Here is a 23350-nt window from a genome sequence, read left to right as displayed (position 1 = left end):
CACCCTCAATAGTCACTTCCGCATCACGTTTAGACCCTCGTAAATATTCATATACTCACGCGCTGAGACGTCCCAGCTATAATCGCCATGGGATGCATTCTTCATTATCCGTCCCCAAGGTTCTGGCTGATGATAGAACGACACGGCACGGCGAATCGTATGCATCATATCATGCGCATTATATGCACTGAAAGTAAATCCATTTCCTTCTCCCGTAAACTCGTTATAGGCATGAACGGTGTCATTCAAACCTCCTGTCTCACGAACCACAGGGATGCTACCATACCGTAGAGCCAAAAGTTGACTAATTCCACAAGGTTCAAACTTGGATGGCATAAGGAATAGATCACTAGCGGCATAACACTTACGTGATAACCCTTCGTTAAAGGTAATCAGTGCTGAACATTTAAGGGGATATCGCTGAGCGGCTTCCTTGAACCAACGTTCGTAATAAGGATCACCCGTACCCATCATTACCAACTGAATATCGTCATAATACAACATTTCATCTAGAATCCTTATGACTAACTCTAGCCCCTTAGAGTCCACTAGCCGAGTGACCATAGCAATCAGAGGTACCTTAGGTGCTATGGGCAGACCTAATTCCCGCTGAAGTTCAATTTTATTCTCTCTCTTCAAATCAAAGTTCAACTGATAGTTAGTGTGAATGTTGGGATCATTAGCTGGATTATAACTCTGCGTGTCAATCCCATTTACGATCCCTGTTAATTTACCCCCTAATGAAGTTAGCAACCCTTCTAGTCCATATCCGTATTGGGAGGTCTGAATTTCCTTCGCATACGTAGGGCTAACAGTTGTCACATGATCAGAGAATTGAATACCTGCTTTCATAAAGCTAGCTTGTCCGAAATACTCAACACCAAGATAGTACTGATTATCCAACTCTAATAGCTCCCCCAACATTTCATATGGGAATATCCCTTGGTACAGTAAATTATGAATAGTAAACACAGTACGCATATGTGAGTAAAAAGGATCATGTCGATACTGAGCTTGAAGTAACAATGGGATCATCGCTGTGTGCCAGTCATGACAATGTAAGACATCTGCTTGGTAATCGATCTCACGAATCACCTCAAGAACGGCCCGATTGAAAAAGGAAAAGCGCTCTCCATCATCCGTATATCCATATACATTATCTCGTCCAAAATAATATTCATTATCAATAAAATAAATTGGAATACCATCCTGAATCATGACTTCAATCCCGCAATACTGATTTCTCCAACCCATCTGCACGACGATTTCACTCACAGGTATCATGCTATCACGGTATTTTTGATGGATTCCCCGGTATTTGGGTACAATAACAGCAACCTCTACCCCTTGTTGATGGAGTGCCTTAGGAAGAGAGCCAATGACGTCTGCCAATCCCCCTGTTTTGATAAAGGGTACCGCTTCCGCTGCAGCGAATAACACTTTCACAATTCATCTCTCCTTCTAACTTCTCTTTTATAAATAAGCATACTGAGCGACGGAATCGTAATGGTAAAACTCTGTTTCTGATGATGCCAAGGAACATTCTTTGTCTTCACCCAATATTCAATCTCTTCGCCTTCTCCTCCGAACTCGGTTTCGTCACTATTAAATACACACTTATATACCCCTTTTTTCAAAACACCTATGCGATATTCTCGTCTTACAATAGGTTGAAAGTTAATGAGAATGATGAGCTCATCACCTGTTTTCTTTCCTTTTCGTATATACGAAAGCACACTCTGTGATGAATCGTCTGCACTAATCCACTGATGTCCCTCCATCACATGATCCAGCTCCCAAAGTGCTTTTTCATTTAGATAGAAATGGTTCAATGCCTTCGTATAGGACTGGGTTTGACGATGTTTATCGTACGCCAACAACAACCAATCTAATTGTTCTTGATCTCTCCACTCGATAAATTGTCCGAATTCACCGCCCATGAAGAGTAGTTTCTTTCCTGGTTGAGTCATTTGATATCCAAGCAAACAGCGTAGCCCAGCAAATTTTTCCTCATAGCTCCCAGGCATTTTATTCAAAAGCGACTTCTTGCCATGAACAACTTCATCATGTGATAGGGGTAAAGCGAAATTCTCTGCATATGCATAACAAATGGGAAATGTAAGCAAATGATGTTTGGAAGGTCTATCCCAGTAAGGTTGTTCTATGTATTCCAACGTATCGTTCATCCAACCCATATTCCACTTGTAATTGAATCCTAATCCTTGGAGATCCACGGGGGAAGTAACACCCGGCCATGCACTAGATTCTTCCGCCATCATTAATGCATGGGGGTGGTAACGAAAGATCGTCGTGTTCAGCTGCTTCAAGAAAGCGATCGCTTCCAAGTTCTCCACCCCACCAGCTTCATTCAATTGATGTTGTTCTACTTGTTTATCGAAATCAAGCCGAATCATACTCGTGACTGCATCTACGCGAAGCCCGTCAATGTGAAACATATCTAGCCAGAATAAGGCATTTGAAATAAGGAATGATATGACCTCTGGCTTCCCGTAATCAAAGGACAATGTTCCCCAACCTAGCTTCTCCGCTTTAAAGGAGTCTTCATATTCGAAACAGGGCGTGCCATCAAACATCCGTAAACCATGGGCATCTTTGGCGAAATGAGCCGGTACCCAATCCATGATAACTCCAAGTCCCGCTTGATGGCATTCATCAACTAAGAACATAAATTCATGTGGAGTCCCAAAACGACTACTTACTGCAAAAAATCCTGTTCCTTGATATCCCCATGATAAATCGTAAGGATGTTCGCTCAAAGGCATAAATTCAATATGCGTATATCCCATTTCTTTCACATACGGAATGAGTAAGTCGACCATTTCGGAGTAAGAATATAATGTACCATCCTCCTTCTGTCTCCAAGTGCCTAAATGAACTTCATATATGTTAAGTGGTTTTTGAAAAGGTTGTCCTAATTGTTGACACCATGCGGAGTCATTCCATTGGTATCCATCCACCGAAGACACTACAGATGCTGTAGCTGGTCTAACTTCTGCTTGAAATGCATAAGGATCTGCTTTGAGGAAACTTTCTCCTTCTGGACCCGTGATTTGATATTTGTATAATGTTCCAACAGTTACATCTGAGAAAAAGCGACTCCATAATCCGGTTTTGGGCATCTTATGTAATAAATGATTTAAGCCATTCCAACCATTCATATCTAACGCTAATCCCACGTGAGTTGCGCGTGGTGCCCATACGGTAAATCGGACACCATGAAGTCCATTTTCTATGGTTGGGTGTGCACCAAGGAAACGGTAACTATGGTTGGATGTTCCTTCATGAAACAAAAAACTATTTTGGTCTGAAATCAATTCCAGCGTACTGTTCTGATCCATCAACTTATCACCTTCTTATTCAATTATAGTCATCATTACCCCTAGCCTATTCCAATCAGAGTGAAAATATGAATGATATTTAATTATTATCCTTGTAATATTTCATGATTATTTCAATATACTCCTTTCATGTGGGATTAAAGAGCTTTACGTATTACTACATTGCACAACAATTAGGAGGGAACAACTTGATTAGAAAAGAATGTATTGCTATGTTACTTGCGGGTGGAGAAGGTCGCAGATTAGCACCTTTTACAGCGGAGATGGCCAAACCAGCAGTGCCATTTGGCGGTCATTATCGTATTATTGATTTTCCTCTTAGTAACTGCGTTAACTCCGGAATTAAAACAGTTGGTGTTCTGACCCAGTACGAGGCAAACTCATTACATGATCATATTGGCATTGGTGAACCTTGGGGATTACACAACAACGAAGGCGGCGGCGTTTCACTTCTGCCATCTTATAGAACGGGGACTGATTATTCAGGTACAGCAGATGCTATTTACAAAAATATCGATTATATCGATCGTTACAATCCTGAACATGTGCTCATTCTGTCCGGAGATCATATTTATCACATGGATTATAACGAAATGTTACTGCAACACAAGAGTAAGAATGCACAAGTCACCATTTCTGCTATGGAAGTTCCTTGGAAGGAAGCTAGTCGTTTCGGTATTTTAGGCATAGATAGCGATATGCAGATCAATACTTTTAAAGAAAAACCAGCACAACCTGACAGTAATTTAGCCTCTATGGGAATTTATATTTTCAAATGGGAATACTTAAAACAACTATTAATCGACGATGCTTCTAAACTGACTTCTTCTCATGACTTTGGAAAGGACATCATTCCAACGATGTTATCCAAACAAGATCTCCTATTCGCCTATAAATTTGATGGATACTGGAGAGATGTAGGCACGATTGATAGCCTTTGGGAAGCGCATATGGATCTATTGGATGATAATGTTGATTGGGAACTACATAAGAGCAACTGGCCTATGTACAGTCGTCCCTGGCACACAAAGATAAGTCCCCCGAAGAATAAATCCGGGAAAATTTCAAACTGCATGATGTCTGACGCTTGTACTTTAGATGGAAGTGCTGAGAAATCAGTCGTTTTTGGCGGGGTTGAGATCGGTAAGAATTCAGAAGTTAGAGATAGCGTCATTATGCCCAACGTTAAAATCGGGCGTAATGTTACTATAGAATATGCAATTATTGGCGAAGGAGCCGTTATAAAGGATGGTTCTGTTATTCAAGGTTCTGCAAACCATTTGTTTGTCGTTGGACCTCGGGAGATCATATTTCAAAAGTCGATTGTACCCACATTACGAACACAACCTGTCCGTTTGCTTAAGGAAGCATATGAGAACTCTGCGCTTCTTCGTGCTGAATTGTTGTAATTCAAACATGATGATCTTTTAATAAATACAAGTAAGAGCGAATTCCTCTATTGTGAGGATTTCGCTCTTACTTGTTGTCCTTGAGTTCCATCATATTCAATCTAAACAGATTCAGCCACTAATGGTAACATAACCCTAACGGTGGTACCCTCTCCCAGAGCACTAAAGATTTCCAGCGTTCCTTGATGTTGTTCCACAAGTTGTTGGGATATCGCAAGCCCCAAGCCGGTTCCTCCATTTAAAGGATTCACTTGGAAGAAGCGATCTCGCACTCTGTTAAGATGTTCTTCACTAATGCCCAAACCGTTATCTTGAACATCCACTTCCACTTGCCCAGGATAACAATTTAATACAATACGGATATCGCTATTTTCTTCTGAGAATTTAATAGCATTGTCAACGAGGTTCAAGAAGACCTGTTTGAGGCGGTTACCATCTGCGAATACGATCGGATTCTCATCCGATTCTAGAACAAGCTTAATAACCTTCTTCTCCGCTTTTGTCCACATATTCAACATAATTTCCTGAAGTAACTCTTTGAGAACAACTTCCCCAACGACAAGCTTCATCTCATTTTGCTGAAGTTTGGAGAAGTCCAATATTTCTTCAACTAAGCCAATTAGCCGTTCCGTCTCTTTAGAAATAATCTGCATGCCGATCTCAGTCTCTTCAGGGTCATATCCTCCTGAAGTGACAGTCTCACTCCATCCCTTAATGCTCGTTAGGGGTGTTCTTAACTCATGAGAAATGGAGGAGATGAAATCATCTTTGATCTGATTACCCCTAATAATTTCTTCAGCCATATGATTAAGTGTGCTTGCCAATTCACCCAATTCATATTTGTAATCGCCTTTTACTCGGACCTTATACTTCCCCTTGGCCATTTGTGCTGACACCGCAGTAATGTTATTCAGAGGCCTAACGATTGAGTTCGCAAGTCCTAAACTGAATGCAAGTACGACAGCTAATACTGACATCCCAATTCCGACCGATAGCATAGTTACATTCAATAACTTATCATTTAAGGTTTTTAATGACGTGGTATACCGCAGAACAAAAGTATCTTCTCCACCAATTTGTATCAGTTTACTCACGGACATGACATCTTCATTCGTTGAAGGTTGACGCCCTATCCATCTACCTATATTTCCTGAAATAGCTTGAGGGATATCACTCGTCGTTATCGTTGTATCTGGATTAAATTCGGTTGTATTGATAAGTACCTTGCCCTTTGTATCCAAAATTTGAAGTTCGGTATAGTCCAACTTAAAGTTGGCTAGCATGTCTGATAATAAATCAATGTTATCTTCCTCATAGAGCAGAAACTTCTGATAGAATCTTTCTGAATTTCTTACAGAGCTAGATATATGGCTGTACACACTATCATAGTAATACGTTCTTATTGCTAACAGAAAGATGACTTCCACAAGAAGTAGTGCCGTGAACACTACAATGAAATAGTGTAAGACGATCTGTCTGCGTATACCTTTCTTAGTCATTGGACATAGCCCTTCCATTTATAACCATGTCCCCATACGGTTTGTAGATATTCTGGTTCTGAAGGGTTTTCTTCAATCTTTTGACGTAATCGACGAATGTTCACATCCACAATCTTCGGATCTCCCATATATTCTCTTCCCCACACATGATCTAACAATACATCCCTACTTAGTGGAGTCGTTTCTTTCTCTAGGAAAAATTGAATCAGTGAAAATTCAGTTGGTGTTAGTTCAATAACGATACCGTTCTTCTTGAATTGTTTCGAAATTAAGTCCAACGCGAAAGGTCCCGAGTTAAAACTAACTTTTGCTGAATTCTGCCGATGAACACTTACACGTCTCAATAATGATTGAATACGAGCAATAAGCTCTGTTGGACTAAATGGTTTGCTGATATGGTCGTCAGCACCTACAGATAGTGCATACACTTTATCTTGCTCCTGCACTTTGGCTGTTAAGAAGATGATCCCAATCCGTTCATTTGTCTCTCTAATTCTTCTACACACTTCGAATCCATCAATCCCAGGAACCATAACATCTAGAAGTGCAATATCGATATCTGGTATCGTTGTTAATTTGTCAATCGCTTCATAACCATCTGCGGCTTCAACAACTTCAAACCCATTCCGCTTTAAATTAATGACGATAAAACTACGAATAGATTCTTCATCCTCCAAAATTAACACTTTACTCATTCGCGGCTTCCTTTCCTTTCGATTGGAGCTACATCCGTCTCCACTTTTTTATTTTTATTTAGCTCGAGATCTATGTCATAACTTTTATATGCAATCACTTTATCGCTAGCACGAACCAATAACTCCCATGTGCTATGGTCATTGTTCCACTCTTGTTGCGTAAAGAATTTGATCTCAGCTACCGTCTTATCTGTATCTAACATCTTAAATCTTAAATACTCATCTTTATTAGATTCGTTATCAATCGTAATGTTGTGATGCCATTCTGGCGAGAAGAAATTCAGCATAAATCTATTCTTATGATCATGATATTGCTGTCTAACAAAACTCATTCCTTCTTCTCCATCCCATTGATAGTAAGAGAAGAACCAAGGTATCTCTTCAAAGCTATAGTGTTCCCACCCTATGGGTGTCTCTAAGACACCAACCTCAATAATACCATCAGAATTGACGTCTTCACTGTAAATCTGGATATCTTTATACGTCTGATCCATATTGAGAACAGGAATTAACTTATTCTCCTCCATGACAATAACTTCAGTATAGAAATACCCCGCGCCTGATCCACTCGCCGCGTCTAATATGATCCCTTTCTTATCTGTGAACACATTTCCTGCGACAACCTTGTAATAATTATTAAGCAATGGTTCCATTTCTAATTTATCTATTTCAACAAAATCGTCAGCAGCATATTGATAAACTGTCATTCGAGCATACTCATTTCGTTTCAACGATACGATCGTAAGGTCATTCAGACCATCTTCATTCAGGTCATCGATGACGAAGTGGGTATATGAAAAGTCATGCACTTTATCAAGAATACCAGCATTATAACTATATATAACGAGCCCACTCTGCTGCTCCTCTTCACCTCTTGAGAATCCAGCAACTATATCGATACTACCATCATTCGTTATGTCCAGAAATTGCAATGATTCAAGTACTTTACCTTCACCATCAAACGTTACTTGTTGGACCCAAGTTCCATTCTGATCCTCAAAAATAGAACCATGTAACGGAACTGCTGGATCGTTCGTCTGATAGAATACAACAACTTCCTTTTTACCATCATTATTGAGATCAACGAAACGTATAAGACTTGTATTATCATTCTTACGAGCACGAATCAAATCCGCCCCAAAGGGAAGTTGAGTTGTAATGAAAGAACGCAACGACTCATTCTCTGCAGAAATCTGTGGTGTCTTCATCAGAGAAACCGGATCACTTATAATGCTGCAACCTCCAAGAATAAAAAGGGTCAAGCAAGCAGCACACGCTCGAATTAAGCTTGATTTGTACACCCACATCACTCTTTTCTATATTGACACTCATTGATTTATATCATGTTCTTCTCTTGCTGTGTGAGACGACGACCTTTAACGTCAAACATTATTTTACCTTTAGAAAGACCAATAATTCTGCTTCCATATCTCTCCGCAAGTTCAAGGGGAATGACAGTTAATACCGTTACTCTCTCTTCTTTGCACAACGTTCTTAACTGTTCAAGCACGCTTTCAACCGATTTGGGATCTAGTCCGACGACGGGCTCATCTGCAAGTATAACCTTCGCTCCATGTACAAGAGCGCGTGCAATAGCAACCCGTTGACGCTCACCACCGCTTAATTGCCCCATCTTTAAATGAGCCTTCTCCAGAAGACCCACGTTCTCGATAACGTCCATTGCACCCATATAGTCATCTGAACGAACCATACCTGTCAACATACGCCACCATGGTGTCTGATTAGATTGACCAATGAGTACATTTTTTAGAGCTGTACGTTTCGGACTAAACTGCGGGCTTTGTTCTAAGTATGCCCATTCTTTTTTGAATTTCATTTTGCCAACTATCCCGAGACTAAGCACATCAACCCCATCTACATCGAAAGTTCCTTGATCCCATTTCATATCTAACGACAGGCAGCGAAGCAACATACTTTTCCCGCTACCACTAGCGCCCACTATCGTAATCAATTCCCCTTTATGGAATTGGATATTCACATCATGAAGAACAACATCTTTTTGTGCCCCAACAAATTTACTCAGACGTCCTATAGTAATCATCAATATGACACTCCTCTTAGTCCTTTCCTATTAGTGTATTGGAAAAGACGATAGATTTCCATGCGAACAAACATTCTATAGCTATACTATTTCGACGGACGATACCGAAACCCTGCTATTCCAAACAATAAACAAGCTGACTTAGCAGTACAAGCACCAGCCCACTAACAATTAATTTCTTAAAGCCTAAAGCTCCTAGTACCTTTTCTGCCACGATCATCATCCCAAAGGATCCTATATACAGTGCGGCTGAATTCAAACCGTTCATCATTTCTGATACGCCCATCTGGTCTAATAGAATGGCTAACAACCGAAGAAGCCTCCCTTGCGTTATTCCTGTAACTACAATGACAGCGATGAGTATGAGATAATGAGAACGTGTTACTTGGTGATGCCGGAAGTTTAGTCATGTTAGTATCGATCGACACGCTGCTGCCTCCCTTAAACTATTCCACATTATAGTGGACAATAACGATCTGAACAAGCGATAATAAAAGAAGTGTACGAAATGATGGAAAGGTATGAATGACATGGATTATAAAGTAAATGTTGATGTATCATCGATCTATGAACTCATGGCAAGTTTTATGGTATATACTTCAAAAAAGTGGACTGACAACATGGATATTGGTCCTGATTGGATTCACCAGGTAGATAATCAACTTTCAGCAAACGTACGTACCGCATTAACTCCGGTTTCTTCTTGGCCATTCTCTGATTTTGATGTGTTGTATATCTGGATCATCCATAGACAAACAGGTGACAATGTTGATCCTTTTCTTGAACAAATACATCATTGTAGTGCCGAATCCCTATTCAATATAGCGAATCCATATCTGCCTACCTTGTCTATTGACGATATAAGACGGATACGTGATGACTATGTACCTTTGTTAAAACTATGGTATCTTCACTATTTCAAAGACATTGAACACGAGATTAAACCTCTTCTCGAAGAAGATGCTTTGGAAAAGAAAACTCTATTGACCAAAATGGATCCCGAGAATTTAATTGAATACGCTTCCGGTGGTCTCATAGTTGAGGATATGCAGGATTTAGAAACGATTGTGCTCTTCCCTACAGTTCATAATCGTCCTATTAATACGTTTTGTTTCTATACGAATATGCTACTTATTCAATATCCTGTAGATGTACCTGAAGATAATGAAGAAGAGCCACCTATGTGTCTTACTCGTATGACCCATGCCCTTGCTGATCACAATCGACTTCGTTTACTTCGATATGTCGCAGATCAACCCAAGTCGCTTGCTGATATGCACCGGGACCTGAAGCAACCTATGGAGTCACTGATGCACCATCTCATGATTCTACGAGTTGCCGGATTCCTACGTATTCATCTCAGCGATCGCAACAACGACAAATTCAGTATCCGTCCCGATGGTGTAGCAGAACTTCGAATGTTCTTAGAATCATATATCCAGCTTTAGGGGTGAAATTTATTGAATACGCGTCAACAAATTCTATTTGATCTGGATGATACACTCATTCATTGCAACAAATATTTCGGAGTTATTCTCGATCAATTCCTTGAGTTAACACATAACTGGTTCAGTGATTATGAACTAACAACCGAAGATATTCTACAGAAGCAAATTCAGATTGATATCGCTTCGGTGCAGGACGTTGGGTTTAAAAGCGGTAACTTTCCTGAATCACTCATCCATACTTACCGTTACTTTAGTTCTAAATTCCAGCGGCTAATTCATCCTCATGAGGAAGATCAACTCTTTCAGTTGGGCCTTAGCGTATACGATCTAGAGGTAGAGCCCTATCCAGGAATGGTTGAGACACTCGAATTACTTAAGAGCAATGGTCATCAACTGCATCTCTATACAGGCGGAGAGACAGTCATTCAACAACGGAAGATTGATCAAATGAATTTAAGATTGTATTTCGATGATCGCATTTATATTCGTGAACATAAGAATACAGATAGTCTTGAGCAAATATTACGAAGTGGGCACTTCGATCGTTCATCCACTTGGATGATTGGTAATTCCCTTAGAACCGACGTCATGCCTGCATTAACTGCAGGAATCTGTAGCATTCATATTCAAATTTCGAATGAATGGGAGTATAACATTATTGAACTGGAAAGAACTCCTAATCAAATCCTTTATACAGCTAACTCCATTGATGAAGTCCCTCGATGCATCGCCCATAAAATAGATCTTGAAATGAAACAACGGACCCTAGGTTAAAGGGGTCCGTTGTTTGGGGCTATGGCTCTACCATGAGTTCGCCTGTCTCCAAGCTCTTTATAAGAAGTTTACCTTCACTTGGTGTTCCATCCTCCAAGGAAAGCTTCAACTTCCCTGTCTTCCCCTTCTCAATAAGTGCTTTCACTTGTGTATCGGTTAATACTCGCCCACAATTTTCTTTCCAGATGACAAACTTACAACCTTCTTTATAATGAGAGCAGCCATAACCTTTACGCCCCATGAATATCATCCCACCACAACCAGGTCGTGGACACTTGCCAATGATTTGTGGAGCCCCTGTAGAAGACTCAGTATCTGAGGTTGAGCTTGCTTTAGTGGCTACTTTGTTTCTCTTCGCAGAAGCTGATTTCCCACTAGCTGCTTGAGTCTTCGTGGTAGTTCTCTGTGTTGAGGGCTCACTCTCAAAAGATGTCTTATCCGCTCGAGATTGCACACGAACCTTGTCCACGATCATCGTAGCGAATTTCTTCACATTGCCCATAAATTGCTGATCAGACGCAGTACCACGAGATATCTCGTTCAATCGCCGTTCCCACTGCCCTGTCATTTCAGGCGAAGTTAGAAGTTCAATACCCGCACCGCGAATTAATTCGATAACCATGCGACCTTTTTGCGTGAGTTCAATTCTTTTGCCTTGCATCCCTACATAGCCTACCCCCTTCAGCCGCTCAATGGTAGCCGCTCGAGTTGCTGGCGTTCCTAAACCAGAGTCTTTCATGGCATCACGTAACTCTTCGTTCTCAATCTGCTTGCCCGCACTTTCCATCGCTTTGAGAAGAGTTCCTTCTGTAAAGTGCTTAGGCGGTTGAGTATCCTTCTCTTTTACGATTGCATCTGTGCATGTAACACTATCATTTCGCATAATGGAGAATGGTTCATTTACTTCATTTTCCTCTTCGTCGTCTTCTTCCTTATCCTTTGCGTTCGACTTCTTGACAACTTCCTTCTTTTGATCGGAAATGATGATCTTCCAGCCTAAACTTAATAGCTCTTTAACCGTTGTTTTGAACATCTCGCTTTCCACTTCCGTCATCACGGTATGAACCTTATATTCAGCCGCTGGATAGAATTGTGATAGAAAACGACGCACGATGAGATCATATAACTTCTGTTCGTCTGGACTAAGATTGGTTGCCTTACGATGAGTAGGCATAATTGCATGATGATCCTCTACTTTTGAAGGATTACAAATCGCTTTATTACCAATATGAACTAAGCTACGATCTGCCCCCGCCACCAAATCGGAGTACACTGTACCTTGTAGAACAGACAATGTTTTATGCATTTCCGGTATGTTCTGTTCAGTCACGTAGTTTGAGTTCGTCCTTGGATACGAAATGACTTTGTGCTTCTCATAAAGTGCTTGCGCAATATCTAATGTCTTCTTAGCTGAGAATGAGTATTTCCCGTTAGCCTCACGCTGGAGAAGAGTCAAATCGTATAACTTATTGGGATGCTCTTTTGTTTCTTTTACTTCATAAGAAGCTATCACTCCATCTTGCCCCTTAACTTTAGCTGCTAAAGCCTCCATCTTAGGCTGATCCGTCATTCGTTCTCCTTGCCACATTCCTTTGTACGTAACTTCGTTTTGCGTGAAATGGGCTTCCAAATCAAAGAACTTTAATGATGAGAAGGCTTCAATCTGTTTCTGCCTATCGTAAATTAACGCTAGAACAGGTGTCTGTACCCTCCCTACGGATAACAGCACATTATGCTTCGTCGTAAACGCCCGAGAACCATTCATCCCAATCAGCCAATCCGCCTCACTACGCGCCCTTGCCGCTTTGGTTAAGTTCTCATACTCGGACCCCTCTTTTAACTCGGCAAATCCTTTCCTGATCGTTTCAGGAGTTAAATCCGATATCCAGAGCCTTTTGACAGGCTGAGTTAATTTCAAGTGACGCTGAATGAGTGAGAATATATGCTGACCTTCTCGCCCAGCATCGCATGAGTTAATAAGCAAATCACTTCGTTTAGCTAGTTCTTCAATAACTTTAAGTTGATCAAGTGTTCTTGCATTAGGCACCAACATAAATGGATCAGGAATAATAGGGAGATCTTTGATATTCCATTTCTTATACTTTTCATCATATGCATCTGGCTCTGCTAGTCCAATTAAATGACCTATGGCCCACGTAATAATATATTGTTCTCCTTCTAAATAAGAACGATAGTTTTTTGCCTTGGGCTCAATTGCGGCAGCTATATTTCGACCCATATCCGGTTTCTCCGCAATAATGAGTGTCTTCAATAGATTGTCACTCCTTACATACTAATTCATTCACTTTTAGAGGTTGTTCAAAAAAGTCCTCTTTTGAACTCACACTTTTAATATATCGTATCATATAAAAGTTATGTAAACTATGTTATTTCTCAATCTATGAAATCTGAGGTTTTGGTAACCTGTGTTAAACTACCAATAAGAATAATATTTTTTATGTATATTCTTTTGAATATTTTAGCGAATTTTGTCGATTAATATACTGTGAAAAATGTAATTAAATAACTTTTATTCTATTGGAAAATCTATCAAAAGAATAATAAGTGGTTTTATATTACTTTTTAGTTGACAACAGACTACAATTAGGAATAAAATTCAAAAGAAGAATAGCATAAAAAGTCGAATAATAGTTTTTTTGTCGAATTTTATGTTTTACTATAAAGGGGGAAATGAATATGTTAAAAGCAACAGGAATTGTAAGAAAAGTAGATGAATTAGGTCGTATTGTTTTACCTATAGAATTACGTAGAACACTAGGTATTGAAATTAAGGACGGATTAGAAATTTATGTAGATGGAGATCGTATTGTACTTAAGAAATATGAGCCTTCTTGTATCTTTACAGGAGATGCAGAGAACCTTGTTTATTTCAAAGGTAAAATGATTAGTAAAACGGCTCTTGAAGAAATGATGGAAGTATATAATCAGAATTTCTCCAAGTAGAACCATTTAATCTGATATAATTGAACAATAATAGGGCTGCCCCCTAAGACCACATTCTGGTTCTTAGGGAGACAGCCCTATTTCATATTACTTTCGTATATAAGTACAGAAATGATGATCATAGTGATTCTTGTCATCTCGGATTCCACGTGTTTCCTCAGTTAAAGTCCAAACAGACCAATCTGTCTCTGGAAAAACAGTTTCACCTTCAAAGTCAGCATCTATTCTTGTCACAAGCAGTCGATCCGCAAGGGGCATCCATTGTGCATAAATCTGAGACCCACCTATGACCATTAACTCCTGATCTTGTACAAAGTCTAACACCTCTTCTACCGTACGAATAACATGCGCACCTTGTGCTGTATAGTTCGGGTCACGTGTCATGATAATATTCATCCGATCCTTTAAAGGCTTACCACCGAAGGATTCCCATGTTTTCCTCCCCATTACAACTGGTTTCCCAATCGTTTGCTGTTTGAAGAAAGCCATATCATGTGGTAGATGCCAAGGCATTCCGTTGTCTTTCCCCACAACACCATTTCGTCCCATTGCCCAAATCATAGTAACAGTCATGTCTGTTCACCCTCCCCTTCTATATAGCGACTGGAGCTTTTATTCCAGGATGATATTTGTAATCAATGAACTCGAAATCTTCGAAGCAGTAATCAAAGATAGAATCCGGTTTACGTTTAATTTCCAATGTTGGGAGATCATAAGGCTCGCGTTGTAGCTGTCTGTCCACTTGCTCCATATGATTACAATAGATATGCACATCGCCACCAGACCAAATAAACTCTCCAACCTCTAGTCCGCACTGCTGAGCCACCATATGCGTAAGTAGTGCATAACTCGCAATGTTAAACGGAAGCCCTAAGAACGTGTCTACAGACCGCATGGTGAGCATACAGGATAACTTCCCGCCAGCTACGTAGAATTGGAACACAAAGTGACATGGAGGTAGCTTCATATTATCAATTTCGCCCACATTCCACGCACTAACAATATGACGCCGTGAATCAGGGTTATTCTTAATCGCTTCAATGACGTTTGCCAGTTGATCAATTTTCTCACCGCTAGTCGATTCCCACGCTCTCCATTGAGAACCATAGACTGGACCTAATTCACCATTCTCGTCTGCCCATTCATCCCAGATCGAGACGCCATTTTCTTGCAAATACTTTGTATTCGTGTCCCCACTAATAAACCATAGCAACTCATGGATGACCGACTTCAGATGAATTCTTTTAGTCGTTAACAAAGGAAATCCTTTGGATAGATCGAAGCGAAGCTGGCGACCGAATACGGATACCGTACCCGTACCTGTCCGATCTTCTTTTGGTGTACCATTGGCTAAAATATCCTGTAACAATTCTAAATAGTTTTTCATTGTTAATACGCACCTCACAATTATTCTATATCTGTAATTTTTTTATGATCCAACATTATACGACTACATTCATTATCATCATAAACACATCGTTTAATAGATCATCTATACTTACTTCTATTATAACTACAATCCGAACCCACTGTCACTTTAATAACTACTCCAGTATTCTGTATCTCTCGAAGGCGTTGAACGATGACTACTCTCTTCTTCCCTTCCCAACTAATGCAGTTCTTTCTTACCTGTTTTTATTTGTAGCTTTTTAATACTAGGAAATATTTTATGCATTGAATAATAATTATAAAGGATCCTCAATATGTTCCGCTCTAGATCCTCCAACACACTCTCATCTCTAAGCTATTTTATTAATAGGCTGCCATGCCAGCACATTGCCCTGGCTAAATGTCCGTGGTGATCCAGTCTTAAGGCAGGTCGCTTTAATCAGTCCATTGCGAATAGAATTCACCTCAATACGACGCTGCGTGATCTTACCTGATCGGTCCATATATACAATTTCAACGACTTGACCGACATATTTTACTGGCATGACATTCACCCCTTTTCTCGAACGTTCGTTCTTATTATATGCGAATATACGTTCTTTATTCAAGTAAATAAAAAAAAAATATCATTTTATATGGTAACATCTACCTAGTTCTGATAGACTAAGTTTGTCATATATTATCATATTTAAGGGAAATAAAGCATGCGGATGGCTATAAGTTTATTAAGCTTTTTGGCTTGTGGTATGTTGATTATACTAGGGGTAGTATCTTTGATTAGGAAAAAGGGAACCTCCAAAAAGATGTTTCTATATTCGCTGGCTAGGTGATGTGCTCCCATCATAGTAGACAGTAGAAAAGACAAAAACACCTCCTGCCCCTGCAGCCAGCAATCAAAGTGTCACCCTGCTGTTGCGCGATGGCGAAAAGATAACGGGAGTAGCGGAAGTATCAAATGATCCCGAACGCGCCAAGGTACGGACGTCAGAGGGTCCAGTGTGGGTACCTTGTGCGGATATACAAAAGGTTTCTAAGGTAAAAAATATGTTTCAGTAAATTAATGGCCACATGGGTGATTGAATCTCTGTGGTCATTACCTTTCTCGCTCTAATCTTTAAGTTAATAATTACCGCCTGATGAGTCTGCAGGAATAGACGAAACCTACCGGACATCCCGGGATGGTCGCGGAAGTCCGCCCCACGGTCGCAGTGCACGGTGCCCGTATTACATAGATATTTGATCTTGGGAGCTGTTCGATTTGGATATAATCCGAAAAATTGAAGAACTCCGGTTAGAATTGAATAAACTATCTATGATTAAACAACTGGCTGACCGGGAAATCATAGAAACTAGTCAGCGTTTAGATGAAGCACTGAATCAATTCACCATGCTTAAGCAGAAGCCTATAAAATGAAATAAGGGAGTCGCGCAAGCGGCTCCTTCTTGGATTTAGTTCAAGAAAACTATACCCATCAAAAAAAATCCTTAGATGGTACTACTTCTTTAAACATAAAATCGCTATCAGACCACGATAACTGAGCGCGTCCAAAAGTCGGCCCTTTGAAATATTCCATCTTTATATCGCACTTCTTACCAGCTTCTAGCCAAATTCGACCTGTCAACTCTCCATCTCCCTGGAGCTCCCAATGATCAATTATTAACTCTTTATTGATCCATAGTCACGCACCATCATCTGAGTAAATATGAAAAGTGTAGAACAGCAGAAAAAAAGGAGGAACGTAATTACGTTCCTCCCTTCTGATAATATTTATGCTTATTATTTTTTACGAGGAGCTATCGCGTGAATAGGATTACCAAGACCTAACTCAGCAGCTTCCATCACGATTTCACCCAATGTTGGATGTGCATGAATTGTCAATGCGATATCTTCCAAAGTAGCACCCATTTCAATAGCTAAACCAAGTTCAGCAATCAAGTTGGAAGCTTCAATACCAGCAATATGGCATCCTAGTACAAGATCTGTACCTTCTTCAGAGATTAGCTTCACGAAGCCGTCTGGGCTATTCAGAGATAGAGCACGACCGTTACCGGCAAATGGGAATTTAGCTACAACAACTTTGTAACCTTTTTCCTTCGCTTCTTTCTCAGTATAACCAACACTAGCACATTCAGGATCCGTAAATGCTACTGCAGGAATACATTTGTAATCAACAACAGATGTAAGACCACCAATCACTTCCGCAGCTACTTTACCTTCATATGAAGCTTTATGAGCAAGTGCAGGACCTGCAACGATATCACCAATAGCAAAGATATGCGGATAGTTAGTACGTCCTTGATGATCTACCTTCACTAGACCACGATCATCCATTTCGATACCTACAAGATCAAGACCAAGTTCACCATCCGTATTCGGACGACGACCAACGGTTACAAGTAAGTATTCAGCAGTAACTTCCTTCGTTTCTCCACCAACAGAATATTTAACTGTAACATCTTTATCTGTTTGTGTAGCACTTTCTGCCTTCGCACTTGTAATAATCTCAATACCTGTTTTCTCCATACTCTTCACAACTAGCTTAGTCATATCCGGATCGAAGCCGTTTAGAACGGATTCCAAGCCTTCAATGATCGTAACCTTCGTTCCAAACTTCGAATACATTTGACCAAGTTCTGCTCCGATGTATCCTCCGCCAATAACAATCATCGTTTTTGGAATTTCAGGTAAGTTCAACGCTTCCGTAGAAGACATGATACGACCACCGAAAGGAAATGGTTTAAGTTCGATTGGACGAGACCCTGTAGCAATAATACAGTTCTTGAAACGGTAACGTGGGGATTCGTGATCGTTAAAGACACGAGCTTCGTTCTCATTGATGAACATACATTCACCATTGAATACTTCTACTTTATTCCCTTTAAGTAGACCAGCAACTCCACCAGTCAATTTCTTAACAACACCATTTTTATATTCTTGCGTCTTAGAGAAGTCTACCTTCACATTATCAGAAGTCACACCAAATGCTTCGCCATGTTGTGCAGACTCATATTGATGAGCAGCAGCGATCAAAGCTTTGGAAGGAATACATCCACGGTTAAGACATACACCGCCGACTTCAGATTTATCTACGATAAGTACCTTCTGGCCAAGTTGAGCAGCTCGAATAGCTGCTACATAACCACCAGGACCTGCACCAATTACTAATGTATCGATATCTAGAGAAGCGTCTCCTACTACCATGATTAAACCTCCATTACTAGCGACTCAGGATTATTGAGTAGCGATTTAATATAGTTCATGAAATGTTGTGCAGTAGCGCCGTCAATAATACGATGGTCGAAGCTTAAGGACAATGCCATTACTTTGGCTGCCACAATTTCGCCGTTCTTAATTACTGGCTTGTCAGAAATACGACCTACACCCAAGATAGCAACTTCAGGGAAGTTAATAATTGGAGTGAAGAACATACCACCAGCAGAACCAATGTTGGAAATTGAAATCGTGCTACCTCTCATTTCGCTCGCGCTCAATTTACCATCGCGTCCACGAATTGCAAGGTCAGTAATAGCTTCAGCAATCATCCAGATGCTCTTACGATCAGCATCTTTAATAACTGGAACGATCAAGCCTGTAGGCGTATCCGTTGCAATACCGATGTTGTAATATTTCTTGTATACAATTTCATTACTTTCTTCATCAATCATCGCGTTAAGAGCAGGGAATTGACGACTTGCGGCAACCAATGCTTTTACGATAAATGGTAGATAAGTAACTTTGATTCCTTTTTTCTCTGCGATTGGTTTCATACGAGTACGGAAATCAACCAGATCAGTTACGTCTACTTCGTCCATAATCGTAACATGTGGAGCGGTATACGCTGATTTAACCATCGCATTCGCAATCGCTTTACGAATACCCTTGAATGGAACGCGTTCTTCTTCAAGACTAACATTACCCGCAACAGTTGTTGTGCTGGATGCTTGTGATGTAGCTTCTTCAGATGCACTAGCGGCTGCTGGTGCTGCAGTTGCCTGACCACCATTCTTGAAGGATTCAACATCTTCCTTCGTAATTTTACCATTCGTACCTGTACCCGTTACATTAGAGATATCAATCCCTTGCTCACGAGCGAATTTACGAACGCTAGGTGTAGCTAGAATGTCTTTATTAGGAGCGACTGGAGCAGCTACATCAGCAACTACTGCTGGTGTAGAAGTTGTATCCGCACTACCTTTTGCAACATCTGCTTCTTGTGTAGATTGTGCTTCAGCAGGAGCATCTTCTTGATGAGGGATATCGCCTTCAGCATCAATAATTGCAACGACATCGCCGATACGACATACTTGTCCGTCCTTCGTTAGTACTTCAAGTACTGTACCATTCACTGGACTTGGAACTTCAATGACCGCTTTGTCATTCTGTACTTCCATGATGATATCATCATCCGTAATTTTATCGCCTTGCTTGATATGCATTTTAATAATTTCACCTTCATGTAAGCCTTCGCCTAATTCAGGGAAACGATATTCAAATTTAGCCAATGTGTTTACCTCCTTGTTTGTGCAGGAACCATTTTAGAATTCCATTACTTTGTTTACTGCAGTAATAATACGAGCTGGTGTTGGAAGCCAAGCATCTTCAATTTGTGCAAACGGATAAATGGTATCCGGACCCGCCACACGAAGAACTGGAGCTTCAAGGTGAAGAATAGCTTTCTCGTTAATTTGTGCAATAACTTCCGCTGCAATACCCGCGCTCTTTTGAGCTTCTTGTACAACAATTGCACGATTTGTTTTCTTAATAGATGTAACGATCGTATCGATATCAAGCGGACTCAATGTACGAAGATCAATGATTTCAGCTTTAATTCCACTCTTCTCCAACTCATCCGCTGCTTTGGTAGCTGTATGAACTGTCATACCATAAGATATGATCGTTACATCAGAACCTTCGCGAACGATGTTCGCCTTACCTAGTTCAACGGTATACTCACCTTCTGGTACTTCTGCACGGAATGCATGATACAAATTCAAGTGTTCCATGAAGAATACTGGGTCATTATCGCGAATTGCAGCAATCAAGAGACCTTTTGCATCATAAGGGTTGGAAGGTACTACTACTTTTATACCCGGAGTTTGAGTAATTAAACCTTCTAAAGAATCCGTGTGCAGCTCAGCTGCCTTTACTCCACCACCGAATGGTGTACGGAATACGATCGGAGAATTATAACGTCCTCCCGAACGATAACGCATACGTGCAGCTTGAATTACTATTTGATCCATTGCTTCAAAGATAAATCCGATGAATTGAATCTCTGCAATAGGACGGAATCCTTGAATTCCTAGTCCAACCGCCATACCACCGATTGCTGATTCAGCGAGTGGTGTATCAAATACACGATCTTCTCCGAATTCTTTTTGCAAACCTTCTGTTACACGGAAAACACCACCAACATTCCCTACGTCTTCACCGAAGATTAGTACATTCGGATCACGCTCTAACTCAACGCGCATCGCATCGCGAATCGCTTCTTTCATGTTCATTTGTGCCATCGCTTCATTATCCTCCTTAAACATTCACATTCAAATAAAAGTCATTTATTAAAAATGGTACGGATCTATTTTTATTCGAAATCAGCTTTTTGTTCTTCAAGATGTTGCGGTGTGTGTTCAAACATAGTGTCAATCAAGCCTGAAACCGTCATTTTTTCAACTTGTTCTGCTTTCTTGATCTCTTCATTTACTTTCGCTTTCGCTTCTTCTCTTACGCGAGCAGTGTCTTCTTCATTCCAAAGACCCTTCTTCTCCAAGTATTTAGCAAAGCGTACAATTGGATCTTTAACGCTCCATTCAGCTTCCTCATCTTTCGTGCGATACTTAGATGTATCATCAGACAAAGAGTGCGGACGGAAACGATACGTAACTGCTTCGATCAATGTAGCGCCTTCTCCATTACGACCGCGTTCAGCAGCTTGTTGAACAGCACTTATGACAGCAAAAATGTCCATACCATCAATTTTGATTCCTCTAATGCCTGCGGCAACTGCTTTGTGCGCAATTGAAAGTGCAGCGGTTTGTTTAGAGAATGGAGTAGTGATTGCATAACCATTGTTCTGTACAAAGAAAATAACAGGAAGTTTATATACGCCTGCAAAGTTCAATCCTTCATAGAAGTCACCTTCAGATGAACCACCGTCACCCGTATAAGCGATTGCCACTTGTTTCTGCTTCTTTAATTTGAAGCCCATTGCAATACCCATTCCGTGAAGGATTTGCGCACCAATAATAATTTGTGGCATTAATACGTTAACACCTTCTGGAATTTGACCTCCATGTTGGTGACCACGTGAGTATAGGAATGCTTGATAAAGCGGTAGACCATGCCACACTAACTGTGGAATGTCACGATATCCTGGACATATAAAGTCTTCTTTCTGAAGAGCGAACTCACTACCAACCATAGTCGCTTCTTGACCAGATACAGGAGCGTAGAAACCAAGTCGGCCCTGACGTCCTAAATTAACTGCGCGATCATCCCATGTACGAGTAAATACCATGCGATACATAATTTCTTTCAATTGATCATCGGTAAGATCCGGCATCATATCTTTATTAACAATTTCACCATCTGGAGAAAGTACAGATAATGCCTCTACTTCCTCTGCATACACTTCATAAGGAACCTTACTCATTTTCTTCACCTCGACAAAATAATTTGATTTATCATGTGCACCTGTTATAGGATTATTATACACCTGTTCTATACGTTCGTCAAAGGAAAATGCTAGTTAATTTCATTATTATTGATTTTTGTATATATAACAGGGTAATATAAGTAGTATAACAGTCAACATTTGTTCACTTCATTGTCTCTTAACAATTTTATCTTATCACTTTACTTATTGCAAAAATACACTATGAGAAAAGGGGATCATTCATGACCGATTCACGGTATTTGAAAAGAACCATAATTAAGGATCATATAACCAGTAGCTTCTTAAATGAAACACGTAACCTCCGTATTTACTTCCCACCTGGTTATAATGAGCTTGTAAGTTATCCTGTTGTTTATTGCCAAGATGGAGAAGAATTCTTCAATTTCGGGAGAATTGCCACTATTGCCAATCGCCTCATTCTCGATGAAGGTGCAGAACCTTTCATAATTGTAGGTGTTGAAGTGGACACATCGGTCCGAACGGCAGAGTATGCACCATTCGGGGACAGATTCCACAACTATATGAAATGCTTCGCTGAAGAGATTATTCCCTATGTAAGTGGCAAATATCCTGTAAGAACAAACCCAGATGACATCGTGATCGCAGGTGATTCCCTCGGTGGAAGCGTATCTCTTCATATAGCACTTCAATACCCACATCTGTTCACCAGAGTTCTTAGCCTGTCTGGTGCATACTATGAAGCATCTCAAGAAATCATTGCTTCTCAACAAGATTTGTCTTGGTTGAACATCTACATGATTGTCGGCCTACAGGAGAATGAGTTCCAGACCGATACCGGAGTATACAACTTCGTTCAACTTAACAGGGACACACAGAATCTGTTACAATCCCGTGGAGCACAAGTCCACTATGAAGAGAAAGACGGTCGACATCTTTGGGGTTTCTGGCAGAAGGAATTACCAGAAGCACTGTTATATTTCCTACAAGAATAAGGTTTTCCCTGCAACCGTGAATCCTAATACTCTTCTTTCTATAGAAGGAGAATTAGGGTTCATTCTTTCCGCTCCTCAATGATTACGCTTTCACTTTATCTTTAAAAAATGGCATGTTGTG

The 23350-nt window shown here is 40.3% G+C and carries 21 protein-coding genes and 1 pseudogene; 6 read left to right on the top strand and 16 right to left on the bottom strand.

The annotated features are described in order from the left end of the window. Positions 1 to 12: 12 nt before the first annotated feature. Positions 13 to 1446, bottom strand: coding sequence for a glycogen synthase GlgA (glgA, locus tag AC1TO9_RS17250; RefSeq protein ID WP_482057117.1), 1434 nt, complete (start codon positions 1444 to 1446; stop codon positions 13 to 15). Beyond that, on the bottom strand, positions 1443 to 3362 hold the full coding sequence (gene glgB, locus AC1TO9_RS17245; protein ID WP_482059954.1) for a 1,4-alpha-glucan branching protein GlgB: 1920 nt from the start codon (positions 3360 to 3362) through the stop codon (positions 1443 to 1445). The genes glgA and glgB overlap by 4 nt, the downstream gene beginning before the upstream one ends. Before the next feature lie 185 nt (positions 3363 to 3547). Between glgB and AC1TO9_RS17240 the strand changes: the two genes are divergently transcribed. Beyond that, positions 3548 to 4768, top strand: a complete 1221-nt coding sequence (locus AC1TO9_RS17240; RefSeq protein WP_482057119.1) for a glucose-1-phosphate adenylyltransferase — start codon at positions 3548 to 3550, stop codon at positions 4766 to 4768. A 101-nt stretch (positions 4769 to 4869) separates the two neighbouring features. On the opposite strand, the gene AC1TO9_RS17235 is transcribed toward AC1TO9_RS17240, so the two are convergent. The 5 genes and pseudogenes from AC1TO9_RS17235 to AC1TO9_RS17215 all read right to left on the bottom strand — a co-directional run. Next, entirely contained in the window at positions 4870 to 6267 is a 1398-nt protein-coding gene (locus AC1TO9_RS17235; RefSeq protein WP_482057120.1) for a sensor histidine kinase, read from the bottom strand. Next, complete coding sequence (locus tag AC1TO9_RS17230; protein WP_482057121.1) at positions 6264 to 6962, bottom strand: response regulator transcription factor; 699 nt, start codon at positions 6960 to 6962, stop codon at positions 6264 to 6266. The genes AC1TO9_RS17235 and AC1TO9_RS17230 overlap by 4 nt, the downstream gene beginning before the upstream one ends. Next, positions 6959 to 8263, bottom strand: coding sequence for an FG-GAP-like repeat-containing protein (locus AC1TO9_RS17225; protein WP_482059953.1), 1305 nt, complete (start codon positions 8261 to 8263; stop codon positions 6959 to 6961). Before AC1TO9_RS17225 ends, AC1TO9_RS17230 begins: the two co-directional genes overlap by 4 nt. A gap of 35 nt (positions 8264 to 8298) precedes the next feature. Continuing rightward, positions 8299 to 9024 carry a phosphonate ABC transporter ATP-binding protein gene (locus AC1TO9_RS17220; RefSeq protein WP_482057123.1) on the bottom strand — a complete coding sequence of 242 codons (726 nt, stop codon included), beginning with the start codon at positions 9022 to 9024 and terminating at the stop codon, positions 8299 to 8301. Positions 9025 to 9145: 121 nt separating this feature from the next. After that, positions 9146 to 9388, bottom strand: a pseudogene (locus AC1TO9_RS17215) (MFS transporter); the annotation flags it as partial. 166 nt (positions 9389 to 9554) lie between these two features. Here AC1TO9_RS17215 and AC1TO9_RS17210 point away from each other — a divergent pair. Together AC1TO9_RS17210 and AC1TO9_RS17205 are read left to right on the top strand one after the other, a co-directional pair. Continuing rightward, positions 9555 to 10472 carry an ArsR/SmtB family transcription factor gene (locus AC1TO9_RS17210; protein WP_482059995.1) on the top strand — a complete coding sequence of 306 codons (918 nt, stop codon included), beginning with the start codon at positions 9555 to 9557 and terminating at the stop codon, positions 10470 to 10472. Between the two features lie 12 nt (positions 10473 to 10484). Then, positions 10485 to 11246, top strand: coding sequence for an HAD family hydrolase (locus AC1TO9_RS17205; RefSeq protein WP_482057125.1), 762 nt, complete (start codon positions 10485 to 10487; stop codon positions 11244 to 11246). Positions 11247 to 11265: 19 nt separating this feature from the next. Here the strand turns inward: AC1TO9_RS17205 and AC1TO9_RS17200 are convergent, their stop codons facing one another. Then, a complete protein-coding gene (locus AC1TO9_RS17200) occupies positions 11266 to 13518 on the bottom strand; it encodes a type IA DNA topoisomerase (RefSeq protein WP_482057126.1) in 2253 nt (750 codons plus the stop codon). A gap of 425 nt (positions 13519 to 13943) precedes the next feature. Here AC1TO9_RS17200 and AC1TO9_RS17195 point away from each other — a divergent pair, with 425 nt between their 5' ends. Beyond that, positions 13944 to 14210: an AbrB/MazE/SpoVT family DNA-binding domain-containing protein gene (locus AC1TO9_RS17195; RefSeq protein ID WP_482057127.1), complete on the top strand. Its 267-nt coding sequence runs from the start codon at positions 13944 to 13946 to the stop codon at positions 14208 to 14210. Positions 14211 to 14297: 87 nt separating this feature from the next. On the opposite strand, the gene AC1TO9_RS17190 is transcribed toward AC1TO9_RS17195, so the two are convergent. The 3 genes from AC1TO9_RS17190 to AC1TO9_RS17180 form a co-directional block, all read right to left on the bottom strand. Continuing rightward, entirely contained in the window at positions 14298 to 14783 is a 486-nt protein-coding gene (locus AC1TO9_RS17190) for a dihydrofolate reductase (RefSeq protein ID WP_482057128.1), read from the bottom strand. A 19-nt stretch (positions 14784 to 14802) separates the two neighbouring features. Beyond that, complete coding sequence (gene thyA, locus AC1TO9_RS17185) at positions 14803 to 15597, bottom strand: thymidylate synthase (RefSeq protein ID WP_482057129.1); 795 nt, start codon at positions 15595 to 15597, stop codon at positions 14803 to 14805. Between the two features lie 352 nt (positions 15598 to 15949). Beyond that, entirely contained in the window at positions 15950 to 16144 is a 195-nt protein-coding gene (locus AC1TO9_RS17180) for a hypothetical protein (protein WP_482057130.1), read from the bottom strand. Positions 16145 to 16857: 713 nt separating this feature from the next. Here AC1TO9_RS17180 and AC1TO9_RS17175 point away from each other — a divergent pair. Further along, positions 16858 to 17013, top strand: a complete 156-nt coding sequence (locus AC1TO9_RS17175; protein ID WP_482057131.1) for a Spo0E family sporulation regulatory protein-aspartic acid phosphatase — start codon at positions 16858 to 16860, stop codon at positions 17011 to 17013. 58 nt (positions 17014 to 17071) lie between these two features. Here AC1TO9_RS17175 and AC1TO9_RS17170 read toward each other — a convergent pair whose 3' ends face one another. The 5 genes from AC1TO9_RS17170 to pdhA form a co-directional block, all read right to left on the bottom strand. Beyond that, positions 17072 to 17272: a PA14 domain-containing protein gene (locus AC1TO9_RS17170; RefSeq protein WP_482057200.1), complete on the bottom strand. Its 201-nt coding sequence runs from the start codon at positions 17270 to 17272 to the stop codon at positions 17072 to 17074. 104 nt (positions 17273 to 17376) lie between these two features. Next, on the bottom strand, positions 17377 to 18801 hold the full coding sequence (gene lpdA, locus AC1TO9_RS17165; protein ID WP_482057132.1) for a dihydrolipoyl dehydrogenase: 1425 nt from the start codon (positions 18799 to 18801) through the stop codon (positions 17377 to 17379). A gap of 2 nt (positions 18802 to 18803) precedes the next feature. Beyond that, the gene (locus AC1TO9_RS17160; protein WP_482057133.1) at positions 18804 to 20102 is read right to left on the bottom strand and encodes a dihydrolipoamide acetyltransferase family protein; all 1299 of its coding nucleotides are present in this window, start codon (positions 20100 to 20102) and stop codon (positions 18804 to 18806) included. A 33-nt stretch (positions 20103 to 20135) separates the two neighbouring features. Beyond that, positions 20136 to 21113, bottom strand: a complete 978-nt coding sequence (locus AC1TO9_RS17155; protein ID WP_482057134.1) for an alpha-ketoacid dehydrogenase subunit beta — start codon at positions 21111 to 21113, stop codon at positions 20136 to 20138. Positions 21114 to 21184: 71 nt separating this feature from the next. After that, on the bottom strand, positions 21185 to 22252 hold the full coding sequence (pdhA, locus tag AC1TO9_RS17150) for a pyruvate dehydrogenase (acetyl-transferring) E1 component subunit alpha (RefSeq protein WP_482057135.1): 1068 nt from the start codon (positions 22250 to 22252) through the stop codon (positions 21185 to 21187). 245 nt (positions 22253 to 22497) lie between these two features. Between pdhA and AC1TO9_RS17145 the strand changes: the two genes are divergently transcribed. Next, positions 22498 to 23229, top strand: coding sequence for an alpha/beta hydrolase (locus AC1TO9_RS17145; protein WP_482057136.1), 732 nt, complete (start codon positions 22498 to 22500; stop codon positions 23227 to 23229). The last annotated feature ends 121 nt before the right edge of the window (positions 23230 to 23350 follow it).

This window comes from Paenibacillus sp. Y916, assembly GCF_056786435.1.
The sequence above is the reverse complement of the archived record's forward strand: the minus strand, read 5'-3'. Positions and strand labels throughout refer to the sequence as shown.

Coding starts and splice junctions, on each gene's coding strand:
- AC1TO9_RS17235 (WP_482057120.1), bottom strand. CDS start 6,267: ATGACTAAGAAAGGTATACGCAGACAGATCGTCTTACACTATTTCATT.
- AC1TO9_RS17230 (WP_482057121.1), bottom strand. CDS start 6,962: ATGAGTAAAGTGTTAATTTTGGAGGATGAAGAATCTATTCGTAGTTTT.
- AC1TO9_RS17220 (WP_482057123.1), bottom strand. CDS start 9,024: ATGATTACTATAGGACGTCTGAGTAAATTTGTTGGGGCACAAAAAGAT.
- AC1TO9_RS17210 (WP_482059995.1), top strand. CDS start 9,555: ATGGATTATAAAGTAAATGTTGATGTATCATCGATCTATGAACTCATG.
- AC1TO9_RS17195 (WP_482057127.1), top strand. CDS start 13,944: ATGTTAAAAGCAACAGGAATTGTAAGAAAAGTAGATGAATTAGGTCGT.
- AC1TO9_RS17190 (WP_482057128.1), bottom strand. CDS start 14,783: ATGACTGTTACTATGATTTGGGCAATGGGACGAAATGGTGTTGTGGGG.
- thyA (WP_482057129.1), bottom strand. CDS start 15,597: ATGAAAAACTATTTAGAATTGTTACAGGATATTTTAGCCAATGGTACA.
- AC1TO9_RS17180 (WP_482057130.1), bottom strand. CDS start 16,144: ATGCCAGTAAAATATGTCGGTCAAGTCGTTGAAATTGTATATATGGAC.
- lpdA (WP_482057132.1), bottom strand. CDS start 18,801: ATGGTAGTAGGAGACGCTTCTCTAGATATCGATACATTAGTAATTGGT.
- AC1TO9_RS17155 (WP_482057134.1), bottom strand. CDS start 21,113: ATGGCACAAATGAACATGAAAGAAGCGATTCGCGATGCGATGCGCGTT.
- pdhA (WP_482057135.1), bottom strand. CDS start 22,252: ATGAGTAAGGTTCCTTATGAAGTGTATGCAGAGGAAGTAGAGGCATTA.
- AC1TO9_RS17145 (WP_482057136.1), top strand. CDS start 22,498: ATGACCGATTCACGGTATTTGAAAAGAACCATAATTAAGGATCATATA.